Source organism: Janthinobacterium sp. GW458P (assembly GCF_002127585.1).
Classification (GTDB): Bacteria; Pseudomonadota; Gammaproteobacteria; order Burkholderiales; family Burkholderiaceae_D; genus Janthinobacterium.
This window is the reverse complement of record NZ_NEGZ01000043.1, coordinates 1-23,104: the sequence shown is the minus strand read 5'-3', so window position 1 is coordinate 23,104 and position 23,104 is coordinate 1. Positions and strand designations below refer to the sequence as shown.

The 23,104-nt window shown below is 55.0% G+C and carries 20 protein-coding genes; 14 read left to right on the top strand and 6 right to left on the bottom strand.

All coding sequences use genetic code 11. The annotated features are described in order from the left end of the window. Window positions 1-79: 79 nt before the first annotated feature. Genes CBW50_RS29045 through CBW50_RS20380 form a run of 5 tightly spaced genes read left to right on the top strand, consistent with a single transcriptional unit; the run spans window position 80 to window position 7,965 of the window. On the top strand, window positions 80-1,081 hold the full coding sequence (locus CBW50_RS29045; RefSeq protein ID WP_172404837.1) for a TnsA endonuclease N-terminal domain-containing protein: 1,002 nt from the start codon (window positions 80-82) through the stop codon (window positions 1,079-1,081). Next, window positions 1,072-3,468 carry a hypothetical protein gene (locus tag CBW50_RS20395; RefSeq protein WP_086147244.1) on the top strand — a complete coding sequence of 799 codons (2,397 nt, stop codon included), beginning with the start codon at window positions 1,072-1,074 and terminating at the stop codon, window positions 3,466-3,468. Before CBW50_RS29045 ends, CBW50_RS20395 begins: the two co-directional genes overlap by 10 nt. Further along, window positions 3,468-4,979, top strand: a complete 1,512-nt coding sequence (locus CBW50_RS20390; RefSeq protein ID WP_086147243.1) for an ATP-binding protein — start codon at window positions 3,468-3,470, stop codon at window positions 4,977-4,979. Before CBW50_RS20395 ends, CBW50_RS20390 begins: the two co-directional genes overlap by 1 nt. Before the next feature lie 2 nt (window positions 4,980-4,981). Continuing rightward, window positions 4,982-6,781 carry a TniQ family protein gene (locus CBW50_RS20385; protein WP_086147242.1) on the top strand — a complete coding sequence of 600 codons (1,800 nt, stop codon included), beginning with the start codon at window positions 4,982-4,984 and terminating at the stop codon, window positions 6,779-6,781. A gap of 35 nt (window positions 6,782-6,816) precedes the next feature. Continuing rightward, window positions 6,817-7,965 (top strand): TniQ family protein, encoded by a 1,149-nt coding sequence (locus tag CBW50_RS20380; RefSeq protein ID WP_086147241.1) that lies wholly within the window; start codon window positions 6,817-6,819, stop codon window positions 7,963-7,965. Between the two features lie 71 nt (window positions 7,966-8,036). On the opposite strand, the gene CBW50_RS20375 is transcribed toward CBW50_RS20380, so the two are convergent. Continuing rightward, window positions 8,037-8,996: a DUF4238 domain-containing protein gene (locus CBW50_RS20375; RefSeq protein ID WP_086147240.1), complete on the bottom strand. Its 960-nt coding sequence runs from the start codon at window positions 8,994-8,996 to the stop codon at window positions 8,037-8,039. After that, window positions 8,993-10,081 (bottom strand): DMT family transporter, encoded by a 1,089-nt coding sequence (locus CBW50_RS20370; protein ID WP_086147239.1) that lies wholly within the window; start codon window positions 10,079-10,081, stop codon window positions 8,993-8,995. The genes CBW50_RS20375 and CBW50_RS20370 overlap by 4 nt, the downstream gene beginning before the upstream one ends. Window positions 10,082-10,309: 228 nt before the next feature. Between CBW50_RS20370 and CBW50_RS20365 the strand changes: the two genes are divergently transcribed. The 6 genes from CBW50_RS20365 to CBW50_RS20340 all read left to right on the top strand — a co-directional run bounded on the left by CBW50_RS20365 (window position 10,310) and on the right by CBW50_RS20340 (window position 14,797). Continuing rightward, on the top strand, window positions 10,310-11,287 hold the full coding sequence (locus CBW50_RS20365) for a chromate resistance protein ChrB domain-containing protein (RefSeq protein WP_086147268.1): 978 nt from the start codon (window positions 10,310-10,312) through the stop codon (window positions 11,285-11,287). Window positions 11,288-11,297: 10 nt separating this feature from the next. Continuing rightward, window positions 11,298-12,482 carry a chromate transporter gene (locus CBW50_RS20360; protein ID WP_172404838.1) on the top strand — a complete coding sequence of 395 codons (1,185 nt, stop codon included), beginning with the start codon at window positions 11,298-11,300 and terminating at the stop codon, window positions 12,480-12,482. A 37-nt stretch (window positions 12,483-12,519) separates the two neighbouring features. Continuing rightward, complete coding sequence (locus tag CBW50_RS20355; RefSeq protein ID WP_086147238.1) at window positions 12,520-12,858, top strand: hypothetical protein; 339 nt, start codon at window positions 12,520-12,522, stop codon at window positions 12,856-12,858. 123 nt (window positions 12,859-12,981) lie between these two features. Beyond that, on the top strand, window positions 12,982-13,545 hold the full coding sequence (locus CBW50_RS20350; protein ID WP_139842580.1) for a hypothetical protein: 564 nt from the start codon (window positions 12,982-12,984) through the stop codon (window positions 13,543-13,545). 63 nt (window positions 13,546-13,608) lie between these two features. After that, window positions 13,609-14,331, top strand: a complete 723-nt coding sequence (locus CBW50_RS20345) for a superoxide dismutase (protein WP_086147236.1) — start codon at window positions 13,609-13,611, stop codon at window positions 14,329-14,331. 10 nt (window positions 14,332-14,341) lie between these two features. After that, window positions 14,342-14,797 (top strand): chromate resistance protein ChrB domain-containing protein, encoded by a 456-nt coding sequence (locus CBW50_RS20340; protein ID WP_086147266.1) that lies wholly within the window; start codon window positions 14,342-14,344, stop codon window positions 14,795-14,797. A gap of 942 nt (window positions 14,798-15,739) precedes the next feature. Here CBW50_RS20340 and CBW50_RS20330 read toward each other — a convergent pair. From CBW50_RS20330 to CBW50_RS20320, 3 genes are read right to left on the bottom strand one after another with little or no spacing between them, the layout of a single operon-like run. Next, window positions 15,740-16,810 carry a ComEC/Rec2 family competence protein gene (locus tag CBW50_RS20330; RefSeq protein WP_086147235.1) on the bottom strand — a complete coding sequence of 357 codons (1,071 nt, stop codon included), beginning with the start codon at window positions 16,808-16,810 and terminating at the stop codon, window positions 15,740-15,742. 44 nt (window positions 16,811-16,854) lie between these two features. Continuing rightward, on the bottom strand, window positions 16,855-19,110 hold the full coding sequence (locus CBW50_RS20325; protein WP_086147234.1) for a ThiF family adenylyltransferase: 2,256 nt from the start codon (window positions 19,108-19,110) through the stop codon (window positions 16,855-16,857). After that, window positions 19,107-20,300, bottom strand: a complete 1,194-nt coding sequence (locus CBW50_RS20320) for a metallohydrolase (RefSeq protein ID WP_086147233.1) — start codon at window positions 20,298-20,300, stop codon at window positions 19,107-19,109. The genes CBW50_RS20325 and CBW50_RS20320 overlap by 4 nt, the downstream gene beginning before the upstream one ends. Window positions 20,301-20,388: 88 nt before the next feature. Between CBW50_RS20320 and CBW50_RS20315 the strand changes: the two genes are divergently transcribed. Then, window positions 20,389-21,291 (top strand): WYL domain-containing protein, encoded by a 903-nt coding sequence (locus CBW50_RS20315; RefSeq protein WP_086147232.1) that lies wholly within the window; start codon window positions 20,389-20,391, stop codon window positions 21,289-21,291. 5 nt (window positions 21,292-21,296) lie between these two features. Then, a complete protein-coding gene (locus CBW50_RS20310) occupies window positions 21,297-22,082 on the top strand; it encodes a hypothetical protein (protein WP_086147231.1) in 786 nt (261 codons plus the stop codon). Between the two features lie 460 nt (window positions 22,083-22,542). On the opposite strand, the gene CBW50_RS29040 is transcribed toward CBW50_RS20310, so the two are convergent. Next, the gene (locus CBW50_RS29040; RefSeq protein ID WP_139842579.1) at window positions 22,543-22,932 is read right to left on the bottom strand and encodes a hypothetical protein; all 390 of its coding nucleotides are present in this window, start codon (window positions 22,930-22,932) and stop codon (window positions 22,543-22,545) included. Between the two features lie 88 nt (window positions 22,933-23,020). On the opposite strand from CBW50_RS29040, the gene CBW50_RS29035 reads away from it, so the two are divergent. Continuing rightward, the coding region (locus CBW50_RS29035) for a transposase (RefSeq protein ID WP_139842583.1) at window positions 23,021-23,104 on the top strand (84 nt) is incomplete at its 3' end.

Below are 23,104 nucleotides of genomic sequence, written 5' to 3'. Positions count from 1 at the left end.
TTTTCCGTTTGCAGGACGACATGAATGCTTCGGTGCGTCATTGCGTGCGGAAAAACATATTCTGGAGATGGAGCGGTCCATGTCGGGAACTACGCAACAATTGACCAGTTCGGGGCGTTTCGATGCCCCATCAGACTTGATTGCCGTTCCGGCCGAGCCAACACCCAAGCCTCGACTACAAAAAGGCATGACGCACAAGAAGTTGTGCCAGCGCATCAGGTTGGGCCATGGCATGGGGCATGGCAGCGGCTATTTGCCTTGGTTGATCCTGCGGCGCAACAACCCTTCGCCCTATTCGAATCAGGTGGCCACCTCCATGCCGCCTTTGCGCCGTGGCGCCTATTATTACTCACGTGGCGAATACCACACCGCATTGCTGCTGTTATGGCTAGGTGTGCGGGACCTGCGCGAACAATTTCCGCTATGGCCAATCGCCCATCCCCATCCGCTCGATGGAACGCCGGGCACGACTCCCATCCAAAGACCGTGGTCTCGGGGCTTGCTCGATATCGCCCGTGAAGCCGGTATCGATCATGGCTACGAAATCGGTACGGGCATTCCCTATGTCGCGAGCCTTGACCTGCTGGCCACAGCACCGCTGCCAGGGGGAGATAGGCTGGCAGCTTTCTCGTCGAAACCGATCGTTGACCCCACTCAGGAGGTCGACTGGCGCACGCTTGAACGGCTGGAGTTGGAAAGGCGCTATACCGCCGCTATCGATTGTCCCTATTTCGTTTCCAGTTCCGCCCTGATACCGAAACTCATGGCCGGACAGCTTGAAGTCTGGTTGGACGCGTCGACATTGTATTGCGCACCGCATCTCATTACCTGGGCCGGCGAGTTCGCGCACTACCTCAACGCCAGCCTTGATCTGCCGATCAACGAAGCAGTGCTCCATGCGGCCCGTACGCTACGCCTCACGACCGCCGAGGCCTGGCTATTATTCCAGCACTGTGCATGGACACAGAGCATCGACATCGACCCATCGCGACGTATTCTGACCTCCTACCCAATCCGGCCAGGTGGGCGGGTCATGCGAGACGACTTGCGCCGGCACTTTTTCGGAGATACATGGCCATGACGGAAACGACCATCGAGCCGGGCCTGGTGCTTGCCGGGACTTCGGACAATTCGCCTCTTCCTGGCCTGCATCGCGTGCTGGAAGTGGCTTCGTACCTGGATCAAGTCACACTCATCCCGATTCCGAGTATCGGCCGGGACATGCCGGGCAAGAAGCAGAAAAGCTATTACGCCAAGGGATTTTTTTTAAGAAAGCTATCCCAGTTGAAATTCTGGCTTGAAACGGATGCTATTAAACCGACAACGTTGGTCTTGCCGAACCACTGGCACCTTGACGATGAAGATTTTCGCCGCCTGTGGCCTCCTTGCGACGACCCGGCTGTCGCGCCGGAAGACCGGCACCGATCAACGCTTGAACTTCGGCGGGACCGCAAATGGACTTTGATCGCACCACTCATTCCTGCCGGCGCCGGTATACGGCCACCGAACCTGGCCTGCCTCGATTCTCTGGTGCGCGCGCGGGCAAGGGAGGCTGGCGTCAGCGCGGGACAGGTATTTGATGCATTGCATCGATATTATGCTTTTGGATGCATCAAAAATGCCTTGATACCCAATAATGTTGGTCGATCCGGCGCACCTGCGGTTCCGCGCCGGGGAAAAAACCAGGTCAAGCTGGGCCGCAAAAACACGGCCGTCAAAGCCGGCGACACGGAGAAAGCTGGACTTATCCTGACCGATCAGGACGTGCTGAACATTCAAGATGGCTATATTTCGTTCGTCCGTCCCGGCACAACCGTGAGGCAAGCCTTCCTGTCCATGACCGGGACGTATTACAGCACCGGCCATGTTCTTCAACAAGGCCTGCTGACACCAGTACTGTTGGATGCCCACTTACGACCGACTGAAGACAATTTTCGCTATCACGGACCTAAAGCGCCGGACGCCACCGGCGCCGCGCGCAGGTTAATGGGTGAGGGGAAATGGGCCCGTGATTATCGTTACCTGGCCGGCACGGTGCGCGACGGCATCGTCGCGATCGGGCAGGTCGGATCGCTTGATGCGTCCCCGGTAGACGTCAATTTCGTCGCATGTGGTGACCCGCGACAACCGATCGGCGTAGGCCGGGGCCTGTTCGTGCGCGATGCGTGGCTCGGACTGTATCTTGGCTGGCATATCGGCATGGGAGGATTGGGCACGGACGACGCCAAGATGGCGATTTTGAGGGCCGCGACGGACAAAACTTCCATGCTTGAACGCTATGACCTCGATCTGTCGCCTGAAGATTTTCCCTCGCTGTTTTTCACCAAATACCTCAGCGATAACGGGGAATTGCGCAGCAAGGGCGGCATCACGACCATGGTAGACGACCTGGCGTCGCGCATCGAATTTATTGCCAGCGGCAGAGCGGACCGCAACAGTCCATCGGAGTCGGGACACCATTCGCGACACCGCAATTTCGACCATCACATCACTGGCACTACAAAAGGGCGCCCATCGAGGCGCGGCGAGCGGCCAGCGATTACCAAAGCCTTGATCTCACGCTTTTCCTATACGCGCCTGCTCTTGCTCTGGATACACTGGGCCAATACCAAACAGGATCTTCCCCTGCATATGGTGCCGAGCGAAATGCGCAGGGAATATGCAGCACAAGGGGAAATCGTTCCACGTACCCGCATTGCCATCTATCGATGGGCAAAACTGAATGGCTATGTTGCCGGAAAACCGGTTGACCCAACCTATCTACGCTCGCATTTGTTACCGCGCTTCACCGCGAGTGTTCAGCGCAGGGGACTTGTGTTGCATAGGCCCAATACCGGCAACGCTGTTGAATTACTACATGGCGCACGGTTCAATCACCAGTATCTGGCCGAATCCGGCCTGATTCGCGATGCGATAGCAAGCGGCAACATCCACATCGAAGTGCGGGCAGATCCGGACGACCTGTCTCACATTTTATTGATGGATAAAAACGGAACGCACATTATCCCCAACATCAAGGATGACGCCATACTGCTTCACGAGGGTGGTATAGCTGACCTGTGCGGGCTCAATGACGCGGATCGCTTGTACGTTCAGGCGACAACATCGCGCCGCGACCAGGATGAGATCGATCAGCAGGCACTCAGGCAAGAAACTGAAGCCGATGCCAGGGATAGGAAAAAACTGGCGCAAGAAAGCCTCGGGAAGAAGACTGCACAGAGCAATAAGGCGGGCAATGTTCGCGCTGCACAGGCACAAGAAAAACGCGACCAGCTCGACGATGCCGTGCGGCGCGCAACCGAACCTATTGCACCCTCACCACCCTCGGCACAGCCACCGGCCACAGCATCGCCGCCAATGCCAGTGCCAGTGCCAGTACCAGCCGAACCGGCGCCACCGGCTTTGTCGACCTTGACCGATATCAGAAAGCATCGCCTATCCCGCTTTAATAGTGAAAGGAAGTTTTGATGTTCTCATCCGCCCAAACCACCGCCTCACCGCCCTTCCCCAATCCTTTTCTGGAACCGCTTGAAGTGCATTTGTCGACGCAAAACCTTGAACAACGCCTGTCGAATTGGCCGTTGGACGGCCTGGACATCAAGAACCTCGACATGCAGACGCGCCTTGATCTACTCGATCGGTTGCAAGATCAAATGTTTGAGCCAACGCTGACAGCCATTGATACGACAAGCCGCCTGTTCCGGGTGATACGTCGCGGCTACACATCGCACAATCCGGCCTTGGTCTCGTCGCGGCAACAAATGATGGCGCTTGCCCGCTGCGCCGGTCGGGAACTCAATAATTTGCCTTGGTTACCCAGCTACGCAAAAGGATTGCGCGCGAGTGGTATCACGGGGCTCGGCAAAAGCTACGAGATTTTGCGTGCACTGAGCCTCATTCCTCAGCGCATAGAGCACGGCCCGTCCAAAAGCGCCGACTGGAACCACATGATTCAAGCTCCATGGCTGTACGTGGCAATGAGCCACGACGGCTCTCTCGGCGGCCTGCTGCTCCAGATATTGACTGCGCTCGACGCTGCCATCGGCACCAATTATGCTCGCGCCCGTGACATCGCTGGCCTGAGCAATGAAAAGCTCGCAGTCCATATCGGCATCATCCTGCTCAACCACGGCGTCGGCGTGTTGGTCATTGATGAATTACAAGGTCGCAATTTCGCCGGTGGCGTGCGAGGAGGCCTCGCCGCGACGTTTTTCCTGCGCTTGCTCAACTTCGGCGTTCCTCTGGTATTGATGGGTAACCCCCTCGGTATGGACGCTCTCGATTCATTTTCACAAGATATGCGCCGGGTCGGCTCGGGCGGCAACATAGAAATGCATCCGATGGAGTCATTTGACTATGACTTTACCGACGTGCTGGCACCGGCGCTGTGGCGCTACAACGTAATGCCGGAACCGTCGCCGATTATCGACAAGGACGGTGCGATCCTGTTCAAATATTGCGGTGGCATCCGCGATTATGCGGGCCGCATCCGCGCTAGTTCGCAGCGCTTGGCGCTCGACGAAGGCTGCGCTTATGTCACCGAAGTCCATATGGAGCAAGCCTTCAACGGTCCGGACTTCAGCGCCAAGGACAGAGCGTTGATCGCTGGCTTTCGCGACAAAAACCCTATTCTTCTTCAGCAATTCGACGATATTCCTTGGCGCAGTTATGCGGTGCGTTGGGGATTGCACCCGTCCCCCCAAGACGCATCGGCAGCAGCGCCGGCAGCAGTGCCGGAAACGCCACCGAAAGCATCATCACCGCCTAAAGTGCGCAAACCTGTGGCGCAGCAGTCGAAAGAAACCGCACAACGCAATCGCACCAGAAAAGCCAATCAAAAAGCGGAAAACGCCATGAAAAAGGCCAGTCTTGAGCCGGAGGATATGCGCAATCAAGGCTTGCAAGAACATCTGATCAGCGGCCTGGAACAACTCCAAGCCAACAATTCACAGATCAATCCATCCTCATCAGGAGCGTAAGCATGCCCGTCAAGACCACTGCACGCGCATCAAGTATTCTGCCTTTTTTTCCTCTTGGCTTTCCCGATGAGACAATTGGCTCACGAGTAAGCCGTTACCATATTCGCCGTGGCCGGCCAACGATCCAGGTGACGTACAAGCAGTTGTTCGACAAAGCTCCGTTCAGTTTGACAGGGCTAGTCCAGCCCAACCTTGACAAGCTGGCCGAAAAATTACCTGGTTTGCCTAGTCACAATCTGGTCAAAATACAGAATGACAGCACCCTGTTACCACTATTCCAGCAGTTCTTCGGCCCCAAGTCCGCCACAAGGCATCCGGATCGAATCCCAGGTCCACCCTTGATCAAACTGCCGCGACGTATCAAGGGCGACAACAGGCTGACCTATATCTGCACCCACTGCCTGATCGACGATGAACGCGATCACGGCTGTCCATACATCCATCGTGCGCACCAGATCCCAGGCGTCACCGCGTGCTGGAAACATGCCATCCGATTGCTCGATCGCTGCCCGTCGTGCGGATGCCCGTTCGCTGAGCCAAATCAATTGATCCTGTCCGCATGGATGGGATGCGAGTGCGGTTGCACCCTTACCGACCAAATACGGCCAGATCTGCAGCCAGCGTGTGCGGTAGAAGTTGAATTCGCACGCTTTGCACAAGTGCTCCTAGCTGCGAAGCCAAGCAAACTGAGTATCGAACAATTGATCGATATCTACAAAGTACGTGCCATTGAAATTGGATGCCAGTGGGGAGACAAGCGCGTCAATCACAGTATGCTATTGGGGAAAATCGAAGCGCATTTCGGCGCCGAATTGTTCGCCAAGATCGATCCGGCTTACAAATCCGGAAAAACAGAACATTGGCTCAATATTCTCTGTGCCCACTCTGCGGTGGAGGCGCCGCTAACGCGGCACCTGATGGCCGCCTACTTTCTTTTCCGCGATGCCGCACTCTTTCTCAGCCGCGCCGACGCCATCCTGTATGCCAAGCCCGAACTTGGTGATCTTCCTCATATTACAGGTGCAGCCCCGCGCTCGCCCAATGGCAACGTCGAATCCATAAGGGAAAAACGACCGGAAGAAGAGCTGCTCGATGAACTGGTTAATCTGGCGCAGCGCGATCATTACGATATCGCACAGTTATGGCGCCATCATTTCGGCAGCATGAAACGGGTTGTCAAATTACTGCCAAATGCCAGCGAAGTGATTGAACGCCGCTTGGCCAGCGCGGCTGCAAAGCAAAAAAAAGATGCCGCTAGGGCACTCAAAGTTCGCGAACAGCGTCTTGTGCGCGATGCCCAGTTGTCGGAAGCTGTCAAGGCAAGCGCGGTCGAGTTATATGGGGAAAATGCCAGGCCCGTGCGAGTTACCAAGAATCGATTGTTGCAAGCATCAAAATCCAAGTCTAAATCCTCTTGGCCTGCAGGGCCGGGATTTCCGTTGACTGCCGCAGCGATCAGCGCCAATGAGGAAAGCCTCTGGCATTTTTATGCCAGGCGCATCCTGTGGACCTTGCAATGTCTTCATGATCCGCACACGACCGAACACAAAATCATTGCGCTATCCAAGCTCGAAGTCAATAAGTTCAGGGTCATCATGGAATATTTTTCCGACTTTGTTCCTTGCGGAGGAGGCTCAATTCAGGTCATCAAGTCAGTCCTGAAATCGCGCGGCCTTGCCAAGAATTGGCAAGGCCCTTGTCCCGAACGCGAATTCTACAAGGCAGGCCGGGCTTATCGCCTGCGCACCGCACGCCGGGGCCCCATTGGCGGCCGCGCTGGCGATACACAACTGGGTGCCTGACGCTCGGCCATACGATCCGTGTAAAGAGAACCCAGATGGATATCCATTGCTTGCCGATTGCACGATCCGACGAAACGCTTTATAGCGTCGTCGCAAGGATACGGCTGGCCAACGCGGCAAGAAATGACATCGATGCCTGCCAGAGTCTGTTTGGCCATTCACGCAACACGCGAGTGTCCGACTTCCCCGTCAACCTGAAACGGTTTTGTGACGTTACCCAAGATTGCTTTGGCGATCCTGCACGTGTTCTCGCTAATATGACACTGAGCGGCTTTTTTGAGCGGCTGGGCAGCCGCCCATGGAATAGCGGCTCGGCTCCAGCACCGATCATCACCGCAGGCTATGGCTTGTCGACGTTGTCGAACGGTTCGGCCGGCAGATGGAGGATGTGTCTGCGTTGTGTCGAGAGTGACCTGCGTTGCCATGCGACTGCATTCTGGCGACGTGCGCACCATCTGCCCACGGCATTCGTCTGTCCCATCCACGCCACGCCTCTGGCGAGCTGTATACTGGCACCTCTCGAACGTCACAAGCGCTTCCTGCTACCGGAGCAAACCGAAGCGGACACCCTCAAGGCGCACGTCGATTGGGCAGCGCACCACCATGCCTTGAATCGCCTGACCGCGCTGGGCATGGATGTGCTGGAGGATACCCGGCAAAGTATCGATGCGGACACCCTACACGCGACCTTGCTCAACGCACTCGGTGATCACGGCCTGCTGACGGCGACGGGCAAGCTACGGCGCATACCATTTTCCAGCGAATTCGTACATCGTTACCAGTTCCTGAGCGGGCATCCTGACTTCACTCCGGCGCTCTCGCCGCAGGGTATCGCCATCTTGCAGCGCAGCTTTATTCATCCGGCACCGGCGCGCTCGGCCATCCACAACTTGCTCCTAGTTGATTGGCTATTCGGCTCCTGGCAAGCATTTCATCAGCATTGCCTCTGGCAAGCGACGATGGACTGCGCACCATCTCAGCAAGCACGACATGCTCCGGAGGTAACACCTCAAACACACCGAAGAAGGTGCTTGGAATTTCTGGACTCAGACGGCAAAGCATCGCGTAGCCGTTTTGCAAGGGCTGCACCGACTTCGTTTCGGTGGCTGTTGCGCTTTGACCAAAACTGGTTCGACGCCACTTTGCCTATTCGTTCAAAGGACAAGCAGCCAGGGCTGTTCTGAGCCACTAATCACCAAACCTGTTGATGTGTCTATTGCGGTAAATTATCAAGTCGCGAGGCACCTCGTATTCTCTACGATGCGGGGGCCACTGGAATGAATTTATGAGTTTGGTAAGGGCCATCAGCCCTATTCTCGATCTGATGCCTAAAACCTGCAGTCCAAGACCGATACTGTTCTGCCAGCTCCGCTATTCGTACTGGATCATCGCCAGTAAAAATATATTTTTCCGCCATCACCACTGTACGACGATTAAACTCGCGCACTTCGTCTGATGTCGCCTGCAATTCGGCATGCGATCCTGGGCAATTGTCCAACTGTATCAGAAGCCGACTGGTCAGGGGCAATGACACTTGTATGCCCATAGTGGAAGGGCCAGCACCGCGATGGCGATACTGCAGGTCCGCATGGTAGAGCGCCACAGGTTGATCCGACGTAACAAAGGACTCACCAAAAGGCGCTTGGTACAAGGTCATGCGCATTTGATAGAAAATCTTCAGGATATCTTTGTCGAAAGCTGATTTAAGCATGACGCGCAGGCACTCAGCATTCGTAATCTCTACAACGATGTTTTTTGCGATCAATGCTTTTTCATAACCCGTAGGTCGTGAAGGAAGTTGCCCCCTACGTTCGAGTTCCCGTAGTTGAACCATCAGTACCGCTTGTTTTGAGCTATCGACATGGTCTTTCATCGCGGGAATACGCATGCGCATCAACGCTAAAAAATCGACCAAATCTCGCCTCGTCTCTGGTGCCCTTATGCCATGGAGTTGCACTTCTTTCAGCACAGTATTCTGGTAGCCCTCAAGACCAGCCAAGGATTTTTCAAGAAATTGCGGATCCTTCACGCCCTCGATGTCGTTTGTATGAAAGTTTCGAAGATAGCCCACACTGTCAACCGTGCCTGGAACAACAAGTGATTTCTTCTTATAAATCTGAAAGATCGCGCACTGATTGGGCGAAAAACCGCGTAGATAAAACTGCGGCAGATAATGATGCTTTATCGGCTGATTGGGCTTTTTGGACGGATTCATAAATGGTCGTGCCGATGGTGAATATCAGGGTAATGGGGATGCGCATGGCGCAACGGCACATGTTGATGCGCATGCACATGCGGTTCCTTGCCATCCCAACTGTCGTCATGCGTGTGCTGGTGATGGGCATCGTGGCTGTGCGCGTGCGTGTGGAACATCGGCTCATGCTCATGATCGTGCTCATGCTTTTCCGTCAAATGCAGCCAAATACCGGTGGCCATCAATGCTGCGGCTAGCCAGAACAACGGCCCGGGAATATCGCCCAGCATGAACAGCGAGATGACCGCGCCGACAAATGGCGCCGCCGAGAAATAAGCGCCTGTGCGGGCCGTCCCCAGATACCGCAAAGCCAGCACGAACATGACAAGACTCAATCCATATCCGCAAAAACCGACCAATCCCGCGCTCAGGGAGATGCTGACGCCGGGCAAGGTGTAACCCAGGGCCAGGGCGATGGCCAGGTTGACGGAACCGGCCACCAGTCCCTTCAGGCCTGCAATTTGCAAGGCATCGCTGGCCGACACCTTGCGCGTCAGGTTGTTGTCAATGCCCCAGCACAGACAGGCGCCGACTATGGCGATCGCCCCCCAAGGCACGCCAAGCTTGGGCACTTGTTCCCACGACAGCAGGATGCCGGCGGCGACGATCAGCAGCATGCCGATGAAAATGCGGCGGTCGAAATTTTCCTTGAAGACGAACCAGGCAAGCATCGCTGTGAGTACGCCCTCGATATTGAGCAGTAACGAAGCCGAAGATGCGGGCGTGAGCGTCAGGCCAAACATCAGCAGGACGGGCCCGGCAATGCCGCCGAAGGCGATCGCCCCCGCAAGCCAGGGCAGATCCGCGCCCGTTAATGTTGCCGGCTTGTCCTGACTGTTGCGGGTGAGCACGGCGCGCACCACGAAGCAAGCCAGCAAGCCCAGTCCGCTGCCCAGGTACAGCATGCCAGCCAGAGTCACGGGAGCGACCTGCCCTACCAGCGTTTTGGCAAAGGGCGTGCTGGCGCCAAACAGGGCTGCCGCCAGCAAGGCATACACGACACCTTGATGCGTGCTGTGACTGGTTGAAGACGATGAAGAAGTCATGCCATGCTTTCGTGGTGTGTCGTTCTGCCTTGTCTGCCAGTATGCACGATCTGGCACACGCTGGCTTTGCGGCCCTCACATGCGGACCGGTGCGGGCCGCATGATAGTTAAACTGAAGACAAGGTCGGCGTTGGCCAGATTTGTGCCAGTAAAGTAATATCGACTCAATATTTAGTAATGAAGTCTACATTTCTTGTAAATATCATTACCATGATATATGCTGCGATCATGAAAACCATTCCTCAAAATTGGCTGCTGCTCGTTGTGAGCCTGCCGACCGATAGCGCGACCGCCAGAATGCGCATTTGGCGTGCTTTGAAAAACCTGGGTTGCGGTGCATTGCGCGACGGCGCCTACCTGCTGCCCGACCGCGCTGCACAACAGCAACAGTTGAGCGAACTGGCAGCGGAAACCTTGCGTGAAGGCGGTAGCGCCTGGCTATTGACAGTCCAGGCCCAGTCCAAAAGCGATAACGAAGCATATTGCAGCCTGTTTGACCGCAGCGCCGAAATGACCCAGTTTGTCGAGGCACTCACGCGCATGCGCCACACGCTGGATGGACTTGCACCGGCGGACATCAACCGTGCTTTGCGCAAGTTGCGGCGCGAGTACGATGCCCTGTGCGCCACCGATTATTTTCCCTCACAAGCCAGCGCGCTCACGCAGGCAGCCTGGATGGACTTTGTCCACGTGGCCGAAGCCTTGCTCTCGCCCGGAGAACCTGAAGCCACCAACGCGCAGATCGTGCTGCTCGATGCCGCTGCGTTCCAGGGGCGCCTTTGGGCCACCCGGCGCCACCTGTGGGTCGACCGCGTGGCCAGCGCATGGCTGATTCAACGTTTTATCGATCCGCAAGCCCACTTTATATGGCTGGACAAGCCAGCGGACTGCCCGCCAGATGCACTGGGTTTTGATTTTGACCAAGCCAGTTTCACCCACGTCGGCGACCGCGTGACATTTGAAGTGCTGCTGGCCAGTTTTGGGCTGGGTCACGATACTGGCCTTCTGCGTCTCGGTGCCATGGTGCACACGCTGGATGTCGGCGGCACCTTTGTGCCGGAGGCGAGCGGCTTCGAGGCCATGCTCAGTGGCGCGCGCCAACGCGCCAAGGACGACGACCAGTTGCTGCAAGAGATCAGCCTGGTACTCGATGCCCTGTATCAGCACTTTTCCTCTGAACCGCAGGCTCCCGCATTGCCGGCCTAAAGGATCCTCCATGAAGATAATTGACGCCCAACCAGTTCGTGCCAGCTACACGCTATGGCAGATGATCGTGTACATGTTGCGCCTGGGCAGCCTGGGCTTCGGCGGACCAATTGCGCTGGTGGGCTATATGCACCGCGACTTGGTCGAGCAGCGCGGCTGGATTACGGAGGCCGACTACAAGGAAGGCCTGGCGCTGGCGCAGATCGCGCCAGGCCCGCTTGCCGCGCAGCTGGGGATCTATATGGGCTACGTCCATTACCGGCTGCTCGGCGCCACCCTGGCCGGCCTGGCGTTCGTACTGCCATCGTTTTTCATGGTCGTCGCGCTGGGCTGGGCGTACATGCGCTTTGGCGGCCTATCCTGGATGCAGGCCGTGTTTTATGGTGTGGGTGCGGCAGTGATCGGCATCATTGCCATCAGCGCCAGGAAGCTGACGATCAAAAGCATCGGCAAGGATAAATTGCTGTGGGCCATCTACCTGTTGCTCGCCGGCGTGACCATCGTCACCGAATCCGAGGTGGCTTGGCTGTTTATCGCGGCCGGCGTGCTGGTGTGGCTGGTGCGCGCCCCGCCAAAGGGTCTCATGAAAGGCGGCGGCTTGCAGGCGATCGGCATGGCACAGCTGCCAGCGGCACCGGGCATATGGGGCGTGGTGGATGTGTCGCAGTTGACGCAAATCGGCATCTTCTTTGCCGAAGCGGGTGCCTTTGTGTTCGGTTCAGGCCTTGCCATTGTGCCGTTCCTGTATGGCGGTGTGGTCACCGAGCACCATTGGCTGACCGACAGGCAGTTTGTGGACGCCGTCGCCGTCGCCATGATCACCCCAGGGCCCGTCGTCATCACCGTCGGCTTTATCGGCTACCTGATCGCCGGTTTCCCAGGCGCCGCTGTGGCGGCCCTGGCCACCTTCATCCCCTGCTATCTGTTTACCGTGATTCCAGCACCGTACTTTAAAAAATACGGCAAGTTGCCAGGTGTGCTGGCCTTCGTGGACGGTATCACCGCCGCCGCCATCGGCGCCATCACCGGCTCGGTGATCGTCATCGCCAAACGCTCAATCATTGACATCCCGACTGCCTTGATCGCCGTGGCCGCCATGGTGCTGTTGTGGAAGTTCAAAAAGTTGCCGGAGCCCGTCGTGGTGGCCACCGCTGCCGTGGCGGGTCTGCTGATTTATCCATTGCTGCATCACTAACCGAATGAAACGGAAAGCTATCTGCCTCGGACTGGTAATGGCCTTCTCTGCAAGTGCCACCGCCAGGCCGTCCGCTACACACCGCGTCGTTGGTGAAGGTGCGTTACGCGCCATGTTTGCCGGCCATGCGTTGAGCGACGGTACGCATTACACCTACCAATTCCAGCGCGACGGCAGCTTGACCGGTGCTGAAATGGGCCGCGACGTACAGGGCCGCTGGCAAGTCATGGCACACAGCATGTGCCTGAGCTGGATTAAACCTGTCGGGAAACGTGAATGCTACGAAGTGCGTATGGCAGGCGGCGAAGTTCAATTATCTCGGAGTGGTCGCGAGATGTACTTTGGAACCCTAGCGCGGCTCATCGCCCCGGCGTAAGCGGCGCCGAGGGGCCTGGATGCACAAATTTATAGTCTGCTCGCTAGGGCTCGCGGTTCTTGTTGGTCCTGTCAGCCTGAGCGTGGCCGATTCATGTAGTACTCATTTTTGAGGAGAAACACAATGTCACATCAATATTGTCGGAAATTGGGCTTGGTCGCGTTGCTTGCCATGAGCATGGGGGCACTGCACGCCGAACCACAGGAAAATCTGCTTGCCGCCTTGGGCAAGGGCAAGCTGACGCTGTTGGATGGGGTACGTCAGGCGAACAAGGATGGCGGCGTGGCGCTGTCGGCCAAGTTCGAGTTCGATGACGCCGGCAAGTTGTCGCTGTCAGTGTACTCGGCTGGCAAGGGCCTGGGCGCTGCGCCTGACGAGAACATCCTGCAAGAACTCTCTGGCAGCCCCGAACAAAGCCAATGGAAGCCCGAAGTTGAAGTGTTCAAGGATGCGCCGCATATCGCGCGCTCGTCGGAGCAATTAACTTTGCTGTCATTAACGCGGGTAAGCCTGGCGGATCTGATCGCTAAAGCGCAAAAAGCACAGCCTGGAACGGTCTATTCAGTAACACCGGGCATCAAGCAGCACAAGCCTGTCGCTCAAGTACTGGTCGCCAACGGCGGAAAAGTCACCGAGCTGACCTACAACCTGCTCAACGGAGCGCTGATGGATACGCGACATCAGTGATTGAAGGGGACCGCGCGCCAGTTTGCGCCGGTCACCGACTAATGCAACGCAAAGGAGTCCGCAATGTCATCATCACGCCGCCAATTCATGCAAGCATCCGCCGCCGTAGGCGCCGGAATCGTTGCCGCACAGTTGCCCAACGCAACTGCCAAAGAAGGGAGCCATACCATGGACCAGTTGACCGATGCCAGCGGAAAGTATGCGGTGGGGCCGCTACCGTTTTCCTATGATGCGCTAGAACCGGTGATCGACGCTAAGACCGTCGAACTGCACTACAATTTTCACCACAAGCCGGCGGTTGCGGCGGCCAACAAGGCCGAAGAGGCATTGGCCAAGGCGCGCGAGAGCGGTGATTTCAGCCTGGTAAAACACTATGAGAAGGAACTGGCCTTCCAGTTATCCAGTCATCTGTTGCACACAATCTACTGGTCGAATTTGTCCGGCAAGGGTGGCCAGCCGGCTGGGATGCTGGCCAAGGCGATCAATACCGAATTCGGTTCCTACGACAAATTCAAGGCGCACCTGATCGCGGCGAGCACGGCGGTAGAGGCATCGGGCTGGGGCATGCTGGCATACCACCCAGGCACAAAAAAGCTGATGATTTTGCAGTGTGAGAACCATCAAAAGCTCACCGCCTGGGGCGTCCAGCCGTTGTTGCTGCTGGATGTGTTCGAACACGCCTACTACCTGAAATATCAGAACCGCCGCGCCGAATATCTGAACAACTTGTTCACAATCATCAATTGGGACAACGTGGCTGCACGTTTCGATGCCGCCCGCGCATGAGGAGAGCATCATGCAATGGATCACCCGAGAACACCCTAAAATCGATCGCATAGCCTGTCCGTGGCTAATCGAGCGCTTTGTCGACCAAGAGGCGGAGTTCTTGTACGTGCCCGCCGGTGAGGTACTACGCCTAGCTGCGGAAACGGGAGCGATCCCATATGACGTACCGGACGTGGAGTTAACCCATGTCGGCGAGTTGTGTAGTTTCGACGCGTTTCTGGAAAAGTACAAGCTGACCGATCCCGCTCTGCAGAAACTTGCCGTTATCGTGCGCGGCGCCGACACCGCGAGGTTGGATCTGAGTCCGCAGTCGGCCGGGCTATACGCACTCTCGTTGGGCTTGTCGAAGGTGTTTTCCGATGACCATGACATGCTGCGGCATGGCCTGGTGATGTATGACGCCTTGTATGCGTGGTGCCGTGACTGCCAGGGTGAAACGCACAACTGGCCACCTAACATGAACTGAAAAAGTAGTGGTCCGGCGGAATGAATTGACACTGGAGGCTTACCGCTGCAGCGTCACGCGTTCCGATCCGGTCCTCGGTACGGCCTGGAACGTGAAAGTCGGTCTTGTTACATAGCGCTGACGCGATGGTGTAGGTATGATTAGTGATATCCATTTCCCCATGTAAATCACTATCTGCTTTGATGAGAATAATCACATGCCCGAGTGAGCGCCACGACTCAGTTTACGATCACTTCAAATCCCAATTCCTTAGTCGGAAGGTCATCTTGACGTTTACTGTAACGGTGAGATTTTTTGATGTTTTGTACTTCTCTTTTCGTATGCATTACTTAAACGATGAAACCAGCTGACTTCAAAACTATTGTAGAACGTTGCTCGACTTTAGGCTTAACGATTTCGCAGGCCCAACTCATGGCCCACGCAGGGGAAGGCTTTGGCCCATTAGATCTTCCACATGTGCTGGGTCTAAACCCGATTACCATGGCCCCCTTGAAGCCCAGAAAGTGGCTTTGGATGGCAGCGCAGACATGCAGCGTAAGCTACCGAAAAACACTCACACCAGAAACTTTGCTTAGTATTCTGACGACCGGTGATGTACCTAAAGAAAATGTTTCCAATATCGTACATCTCCTTCAAGAGGCGCCGGTTCAAAATGTAGTGATGGCTGTGGAACAAGCTGCACAACAGAGTGGCTTACCTGCAGAATTTCTGTGGCGAAACCTGAAGCGGATAGCTTCAATTTGGCAGTGCCATCGCCTGTTCCCGTTGCCGCCTACTGAATCGCCGCGAGTCAAGGATACACACTCGCCCCATAATCCTAGGCAAAAGGAGTAGCCATAAATAATGAAAATCGGTACACCGAAAACAGGAGGTGTGGGGCAGTGCTCGCGAACCCAACGGGCACGCCATTGGCAGCAGGAAACTGTGAACAGTACGTCACACTCATCCCTCTTGATCTTCGGGGTAATCTGCTTGAGGAATTGATACCCAGCCATCGCGTTTAATACCAGCACCAAAGCGAATATTTTTGCTTTCGGTTGCCGCCCAGTGTCCGCCACGATGCAACACAGCACGAATTACTGACTTTCGTGGATGATCCTCATCGGCCTTGGCTGAACTGCATATGGCATTCCATGCGTGCTGATCAGGCATCTTATCCAGCCGTGGACCAAGCAACTGATCCAGAATCTCAGTTGAAACATTATGGCGCCCGCCGTGATGAGGTACTTGAAAATACCGAATGCCTGGTAGCATGAGTCCAGCAAATGGCGCATAGTCAATGACTTCTTGTAGCGCTTCACGTCCTGCATCGCCAGTCAACAGGACGCGATGGCCATTTAGGACCGCTGTCTGTACGACGCTCATTTCGTTCTCGCGACTGGTAGGGGCGGGCGGAAAATACTCATCACCCCAAAAGGACTTAATGTAAGCAGTCGCCGCTTCCACTACGTGGAATATGCTACCCAGAACGCCATCAAAGATATTTTCTTCCACAGCTTCTGGTGTTCTATCTGAATCCACAATCAACTCACAGTAGCGGTCAAGTGTAGGTGCCATCACCAGGAATGGCCCAATACTCTGTCCTTGAAGAGGTGCATGAATTGGAATTCCCTTGGCAACGGCGATATCCTCAAGCATCGCTGTAGCATCGTAGATGGAGCGCAACTTGCGTCGCAGTGCCTCGACTGATTCATAGTTTTCAAAATGGTCAATTAAGCGATCCGCGTAAATCCACGGCCTGTTGATCCAGAGATTGCGAACCGTGCACTGCTCCAGAACCTTCCTCAACCCGTTTGCATGGTCACGATCAGGGTGCGTGAGGATCACATTGTCGATGACGGTTGTTCCATAGTAGGTTTTCAGATGTTCAACGATCTGATCCCCCGTATCCAGATACCCTCCATCAACAACGTGTACGCCGGCAGTGCCATTCACGGAATAACGCAGCGCAATTGCGTCGCCACTCTTTGCCGTTTCGACACCAAGAAAGTCAATCTCGAAATAGTCAGCCATACATCCCTCTCGTTTTATACCAACAAATTGCTATTTGTCTGTCCCTACCAGCGATCCACCGCACAGGTGAGACCTGTCGGAGTCCATACCAATGACACGGCGGGAAGACCACCCGCATCCTCTGCAATACCGCGTAGGGTCTTGCGGTCGATACCCGAATGCACACCACCTTTCGGATGGCTATGCCAAGTTCCGATGAAAGTGAGATACCCCAAAGAAGCCTCGTTCGCAGCGCGCAAACCCTGAACGAGTCCGTCAGTTCCGAGAACAAAGCGGGCAGCCTCTCGCACGCTGTCAGCGGGAGCGTCAACGAGGCCTGCAATAGTGATTGTTCGACTTTCAAACGAGATGCGGCCGACTAAGGCTCCACCTGTTTCAAGGGATCCCCACCGCATCGCGTCAGTGTCGATGGCCTGCGCGACCGGGTTCAGAATCCGAATGTTCCAACCACCGTCATCTGCTACTTCAAGCACGGTAGTTGAGCCAAGGCTGGCACAAGTCCATGCCATACCGAGGTCTTCGGCATCAGTGATCCCGGCGCAAAGCACCGCGTCACTTGGAAGCCCATCGATGAGCCAACGTTCCAATTGCAGGCCCGCCAGTGACGCCGATCGCGAAACGATGGCATCGGACATTGGCATAGTCAGGGAACGGCAGTTGTCTCCCACGAAAATGCGCGTTGGCTCAGAAGTTTCCCCTGCTATAGCCACGCGCAATCCCGGCACAAACCGGCAGCGCTCAAACAAGAATGCAGTGAGGTCATCGACGCGACTGGCGCGACCAAGTCCTTCGAGCAAAATCACAACACAACGTCCTTGACCATACATCGTGATCCGAGCTAGCCGGGCCGGAGACTGGTTCAGCGCGGCTGATTGCATTTCTGCAGCAAGCACCTGAAGTGAAGCCGTCGTATCCACGATGAGAGTCGCATCCTGCGGAATGGCAGTAGCAAACTGCGCAGGATCGACCAAAAGAGTCACTGCATCGTTATCGAACGCGCGCGTCTGAGTATGCGACAGCGATTCAAAGGCCGCCTTCATCAACGCTGCCTTTAGCGGCGGGAGCAGCACAGACACCTGTTCGATGAGCGCATGTCGCGCCGAATTGTGAGGTGACATGGATTCGTTATCCACGAAAGTCATCGCACCGAAGCCAGCTCGGCCCAGATGCATCGCGATTTTCGAGCCTAGGCTTCCGCAGCCGAGCATGACCAGTGGTTGCGATGTTGTCGCTGACGAAATGCCAGACGTTCTTGCGAGCAACTCCGGTGATAACGCATGCGCGTGAAAAGCGGGGTGAACCGTAGCGTTTCGCTCCAAAAGTGATTGTGTGTTGAGCTCATAGCGCACCACATAGGGCAGTACCTCGACACTTCTCCCAGGTGAACCGACAAGTGGCACTGGTCTTTGTACAACTAGGATCACAATCGCATACAAGCCATGTGTCCAGCCGCGCGCATCCTGCCGTAGATCCAAGATCGAGCGTCCGTAGTAGCCATCCAAGCCTCGCTCCAAAGCGTCGCGATTGATACCCAGTTCCTCTGCTCGATCAAGCAGTGTCGCGAAATCAACAACCGTTTCTGGTTGATAGTGTCCGATTACATGGGGATGTTCTCTGTCCATCGGAGCCCGCGCGATGAAGGCGACGGTGTGACCTTTTCCCCACTTTCCCAACTTGTCGTCGCATGCTTCCTGATAGAACACTGAATCGACTTGTGCGATCAGTTCCGCATTGACAATGGCGTACAGCCCGCCATCAATCGTCACGTAACCCGCAGGAATTACTAAAATCGCGCCGTCGGCGGGAGCAGCGGCTACGACCTTCTCGGCGCTGAATACAACGGTCGAGGGACAGCTGTCCCGACGTGTTGGTTCCCACCCCTGCTCAAGGTCAAGCAATGTCCCTGCCGCAGCCTTGTGCAACCAATCGATCAATTGATCGACAATGGCGTCCAGACCAAACCGGTGTAGCAGTTCGTCTAACGATCCCTCAAACAGGCAGGGCGATACCAACTGACCTGCGTGGTGGGGATTAATGTGCGGCAAATTGAGCGGAAAATCCGCGCGCAGAAAAACCTGGGGGGCGGATAGGGGCCAGTTACTGCCGAATGTCAGAACGCAGGTCTCGACAGCGCGCACGCCCGTCTCGGATACAGCGCTGCGCCGAGACCTGCTCGGTAACTCGACAGCGACATCAATATCTATCTGCGTCGTTTCACCGCTGGTCCTTAGCTCGCCAACGCGGGCTAGACCGCGGTGCCGCTGAAGCTGATGCAGTGCGTCTGCGATGGCATCTATCATGACGCCCCATGCGGCATAGGAGTACGCGCAGACGTCACCACAGCAGCGGCCTTCGATCCGGCCTCCTTCTTTGGGGGTGGTTGCACGCCCTGAGAAGTGACGGTGAATACAAGTGGTTCCACGGATTTTTCGTTGGGGTATTCTCCAGTGCAATAGAACTGGCCTTTTGCTTTGTCCACGATCGCCACGTACTCACGCTTAGCACGGATGCAGGGCGGATCGCTGTCGTCATCTGTAATCGGCTTGCAACTGGCGACGATGACAGCACCGTCACGGGTTTGCGAAAGCGCCTTTCTGGCGTCGGCATCGAGCTTGGCTTTTTCGCCGAAATCGGACCAACTGTCGTAGGACAGAGAATGCCAGGAACAATGATGTGGTGCCTGCATGATGTCGTACTCAAGCACTTCGACTTCCGCCTTGTGGCGTTGCCACTGGCGGTTCCAGATAAACACCTCGGCATCGCCACCGGTAAGGAATTTCACGCCATCCGGAGTCTGGGCATCAGCGGCCAACGTGATGTTCATGATCACACTGGACTGGTTCTTGACCAGGCACTCTTCTTCCTCTTCGTCATCCTCGGCATCCAGGGGAGCCAGAAGAAAAGCAGAGAAGAATGCAGAACTCTTACCATTGATCGTCGAGAAGCGCGTGTCCACCTTTCGCAAAATCGAGGTGAGATCATCAGTTTTTCCATCGATGTCCTCACCCATAATCTGAATACGGTCACCGTTCCCGACCACGAAATTCTTGTCACGATTCAGTTGCACGCGCCGACGCGCCTCTGTGCTGAATGCTTTGGCGTCATCGCTCAAGGTATGCGTCTTACTAGTGCGGCGAAACACGATCGGGGATGACCACATCTCGCGAATCACGATTTTCTTGTCCTTGTCATCTTTCTTGTCATCCGGATACTTATCCAACGCCCCCAGGTAGAAATGCCGCGTCAGTCCCCGGCAATGATCTTGGTCTGGATGGCTCAACAGGAAAGCATCGACATAGGGCCTGCCGTTCTCATCCTTTTTCAAACGATCTCGCAAGTCCTTGGCGACATCTCGCGCATCCCCGTCGGGATCATCGGCGTCTTGCCTAATGTTTACGTCGATCAGCAACGTCGTTGCGTCCAGATCGCCAAACTTGATAAGGGTCATGTCGCCGTTGTCGACGGGGAAGAAAGTGAGGGTCGTGGGCATTTGGATTCCAGTGGACGGATGGTTAATGATCGCGTATAGTTAATATACGACTATTTTTACGATCCGTCTACTTTTTATGCCCATTTTAATGCAAGAGTCTCCAGTTATGGCCCCTGACCCCGTTGAGCTAAAGGGCCTGAGTTGGGGGCTGGAGCGCAGACTTCAGTTCATTGATTTTCGTCTTCGGTGGGAACGACGAATCAATCGCATGGACCTCACCAACCACTTTGGTCTGTCGACTCCTCAAGCCTCATTGGATATTGCCAAGTACACAGAATTGGCGCCAAAGAACTTGGCCTACGACCGTAGCTCTAAGACCTACACTGCAACGCCAAACTTTCGACCGCTCTATCAACGAAGTTCGGCACAACGTTACTTGGCAGAATTGCTCGCGACCAAAATGGGAATTGTCGAGCCAACCGCCAGCTTTATCGGTTCTGCCCCCGAGACGGATTGGGCTCCATCTCCATGGCGCACGATCAATGAACAGACCGTCGAAGCGGTGGTCAAGGCCATACAAGAACGGATGGCCATCTTGGTAAGCTATCAGTCCATGACTTCCTTGGATGAGTCTGTGCGTCTTTTGTCTCCACATTCACTTGGAAACGATGGATTTCGCTGGCATGTACGTGCGTTTTGCCATAAACGTCAGCGGTTCAGCGATTTTGTGCTCGCACGCATTCTGCGCATCGATGGCTTTGAACCAAGCCATGTAGATGCAAGACAGGATTCACATTGGCAAACGGTCCTTACATTGGTGCTGGCACCGCATCCCGATTTGCCACCTGCAAAAAAACGTGTTTTGGAACTGGATTACGGCATGGAAAATGGACAAGTCCAACTGCCATGCCGCCAGGCTTTCTTATACTACACTCTAAGACGCCTCGGCTTGCATACTAAAGAGGCATCCGACCCTCTCGCGCAGCAAATCACTTTGAAGAACCGCGATGAAATTCAACCCTATATTGATGCATTGTCAGCCCAAGGTTAACTGCCATGACAACTATTTTTGAACTGGTCAAAGACCCCTACGAACGCAAGGCGCGAGTGATTCCTGGCCTTCTTGTGGCTTTGCCGTTGCTCGTTCCCTTGTTGTGCGTCTACGGCGCAAAGCACCCTGTGCTTACAAGCGTGATCGGGCTGCTTGGCGGCTGCGGCGCAATCTATGCGCTCGCAAGCGTAGCCCGTGGGCGTGGAAAGATGTTGGAAGAAGCCTTGGTCAAGAAATGGGGAGGAATGCCAACAACCATTGCCCTGCGCCATCGTGACAAGTTTCTGGATAGTATTAGTAAGCAGCGATACCACACTGCAATTGCAGGTAAGTTGGGTATTGTCATGCCAACTGCAGAAGAAGAATCAGCAGATCACGACAAAGCAGACGACATCTATATTGGTGCAACCAAACGACTTCGAGAACTCACCCGCACAAACAAGCAACTTTTGCTCAAGGAAAACATTGCCTATGGCTTCCACCGCAATATGCTTGCAATGAAATCCGTCGGCATAGTCTCATGTATTTTTGGCATTACATATGGATTGCTAATTGCAAGAATTCTGCAGGTAAATCCGCCTCATTGGATGCCTGTCAATTTCGCCGACCCTGGTCTTGCCGCAGGCTTGACGCTGCTCATCTCGCTCGCACTACTTGCTGCCTGGCTACTGTACTTTGATGAGAATGCAGTAAAAAGGATGGGATTTGTCTACGCAGAGCGTTTGTTCGAATGCCTTCCTTCTTTGACTTCTTCGGCTCCAAGAAAAAAAGGGGCAACCTCTACAAATTAGGTTTCTCCCAATTTGTAAACACACTAGGGTAGCGGCCGGTTGCAGCAGTTTGGCCAGCAATTCGCGCGGCGGTATGGAATTGCTTACATCAAGAACATAACGCCAGACCTTCATGAAATTCGCTGACAATCAATGTCATTCAAGAATATATTAAAATATATCAACGACAAGATGCCCGATCTGGTGGCCATTCAAGAAAACAGCGGGACAAAAAAAATTGGATGAGAATCGTAAATCCTTGATTCCAAAGAGCCACGATTCAAGATTCTATTCCGACGTAACAGGCCCGTTGGACGACACATAAGTTTGCACCGGCGACAGATAAAGTTGCACGCGACGACACATAAACCTGCATACGGTGTAAAGCTCGGATGCAAGTTGCTGACGGCCCCATCAACCACAATTGCACTAATGACACATGAGTTTGCACCGGACCAAAGATGGGCTTGCACTGAGCAAATTACCGGGACACAAATATTTTCACCTCGGCGTCCAAGTTCGATGCCGCACTCATCCATCCTTGCAACAATTGATAAGCTTGGAGTGACTCACTACGTCCTCCTACACCTAGTCTCATCTGCGTCTCAAAATCAGAAATCGAAAAGCTGTTTGCCGCAATAATCCAGACCTCCTTGCGAACGCCGACACTTCTGCGGCGTGCTGCTATTACAGCCCAAAGCTGCTCAAGTGCAGGTTCAAGCGCATCAACTGTACTATCAAATCTACGCCCCTCGAACAGACGAATGCGATTTGCCAAGCGCTGAGGAGCGGCAGGCTCCGGCCAATCCGCCAACAGATTTGTCCAATTTGCAGCCTTCAGGTTACGGTCGCCCGAAACAAGCATTTCCAAATTTTTGGTTGCTTGAGAGCCAACTGTAGTGGTTTAATGTACCCGGACACTGATTTAGGCGAGAATGCTCGCCACAGAGAGGTGTTTGATGAGCAAGCAAAGACGTACGTTTTCCCCTGAATTCAAACAGCAGGCAGCATGCTTGGTGCTGGATCAAGGATACAGCCACGTG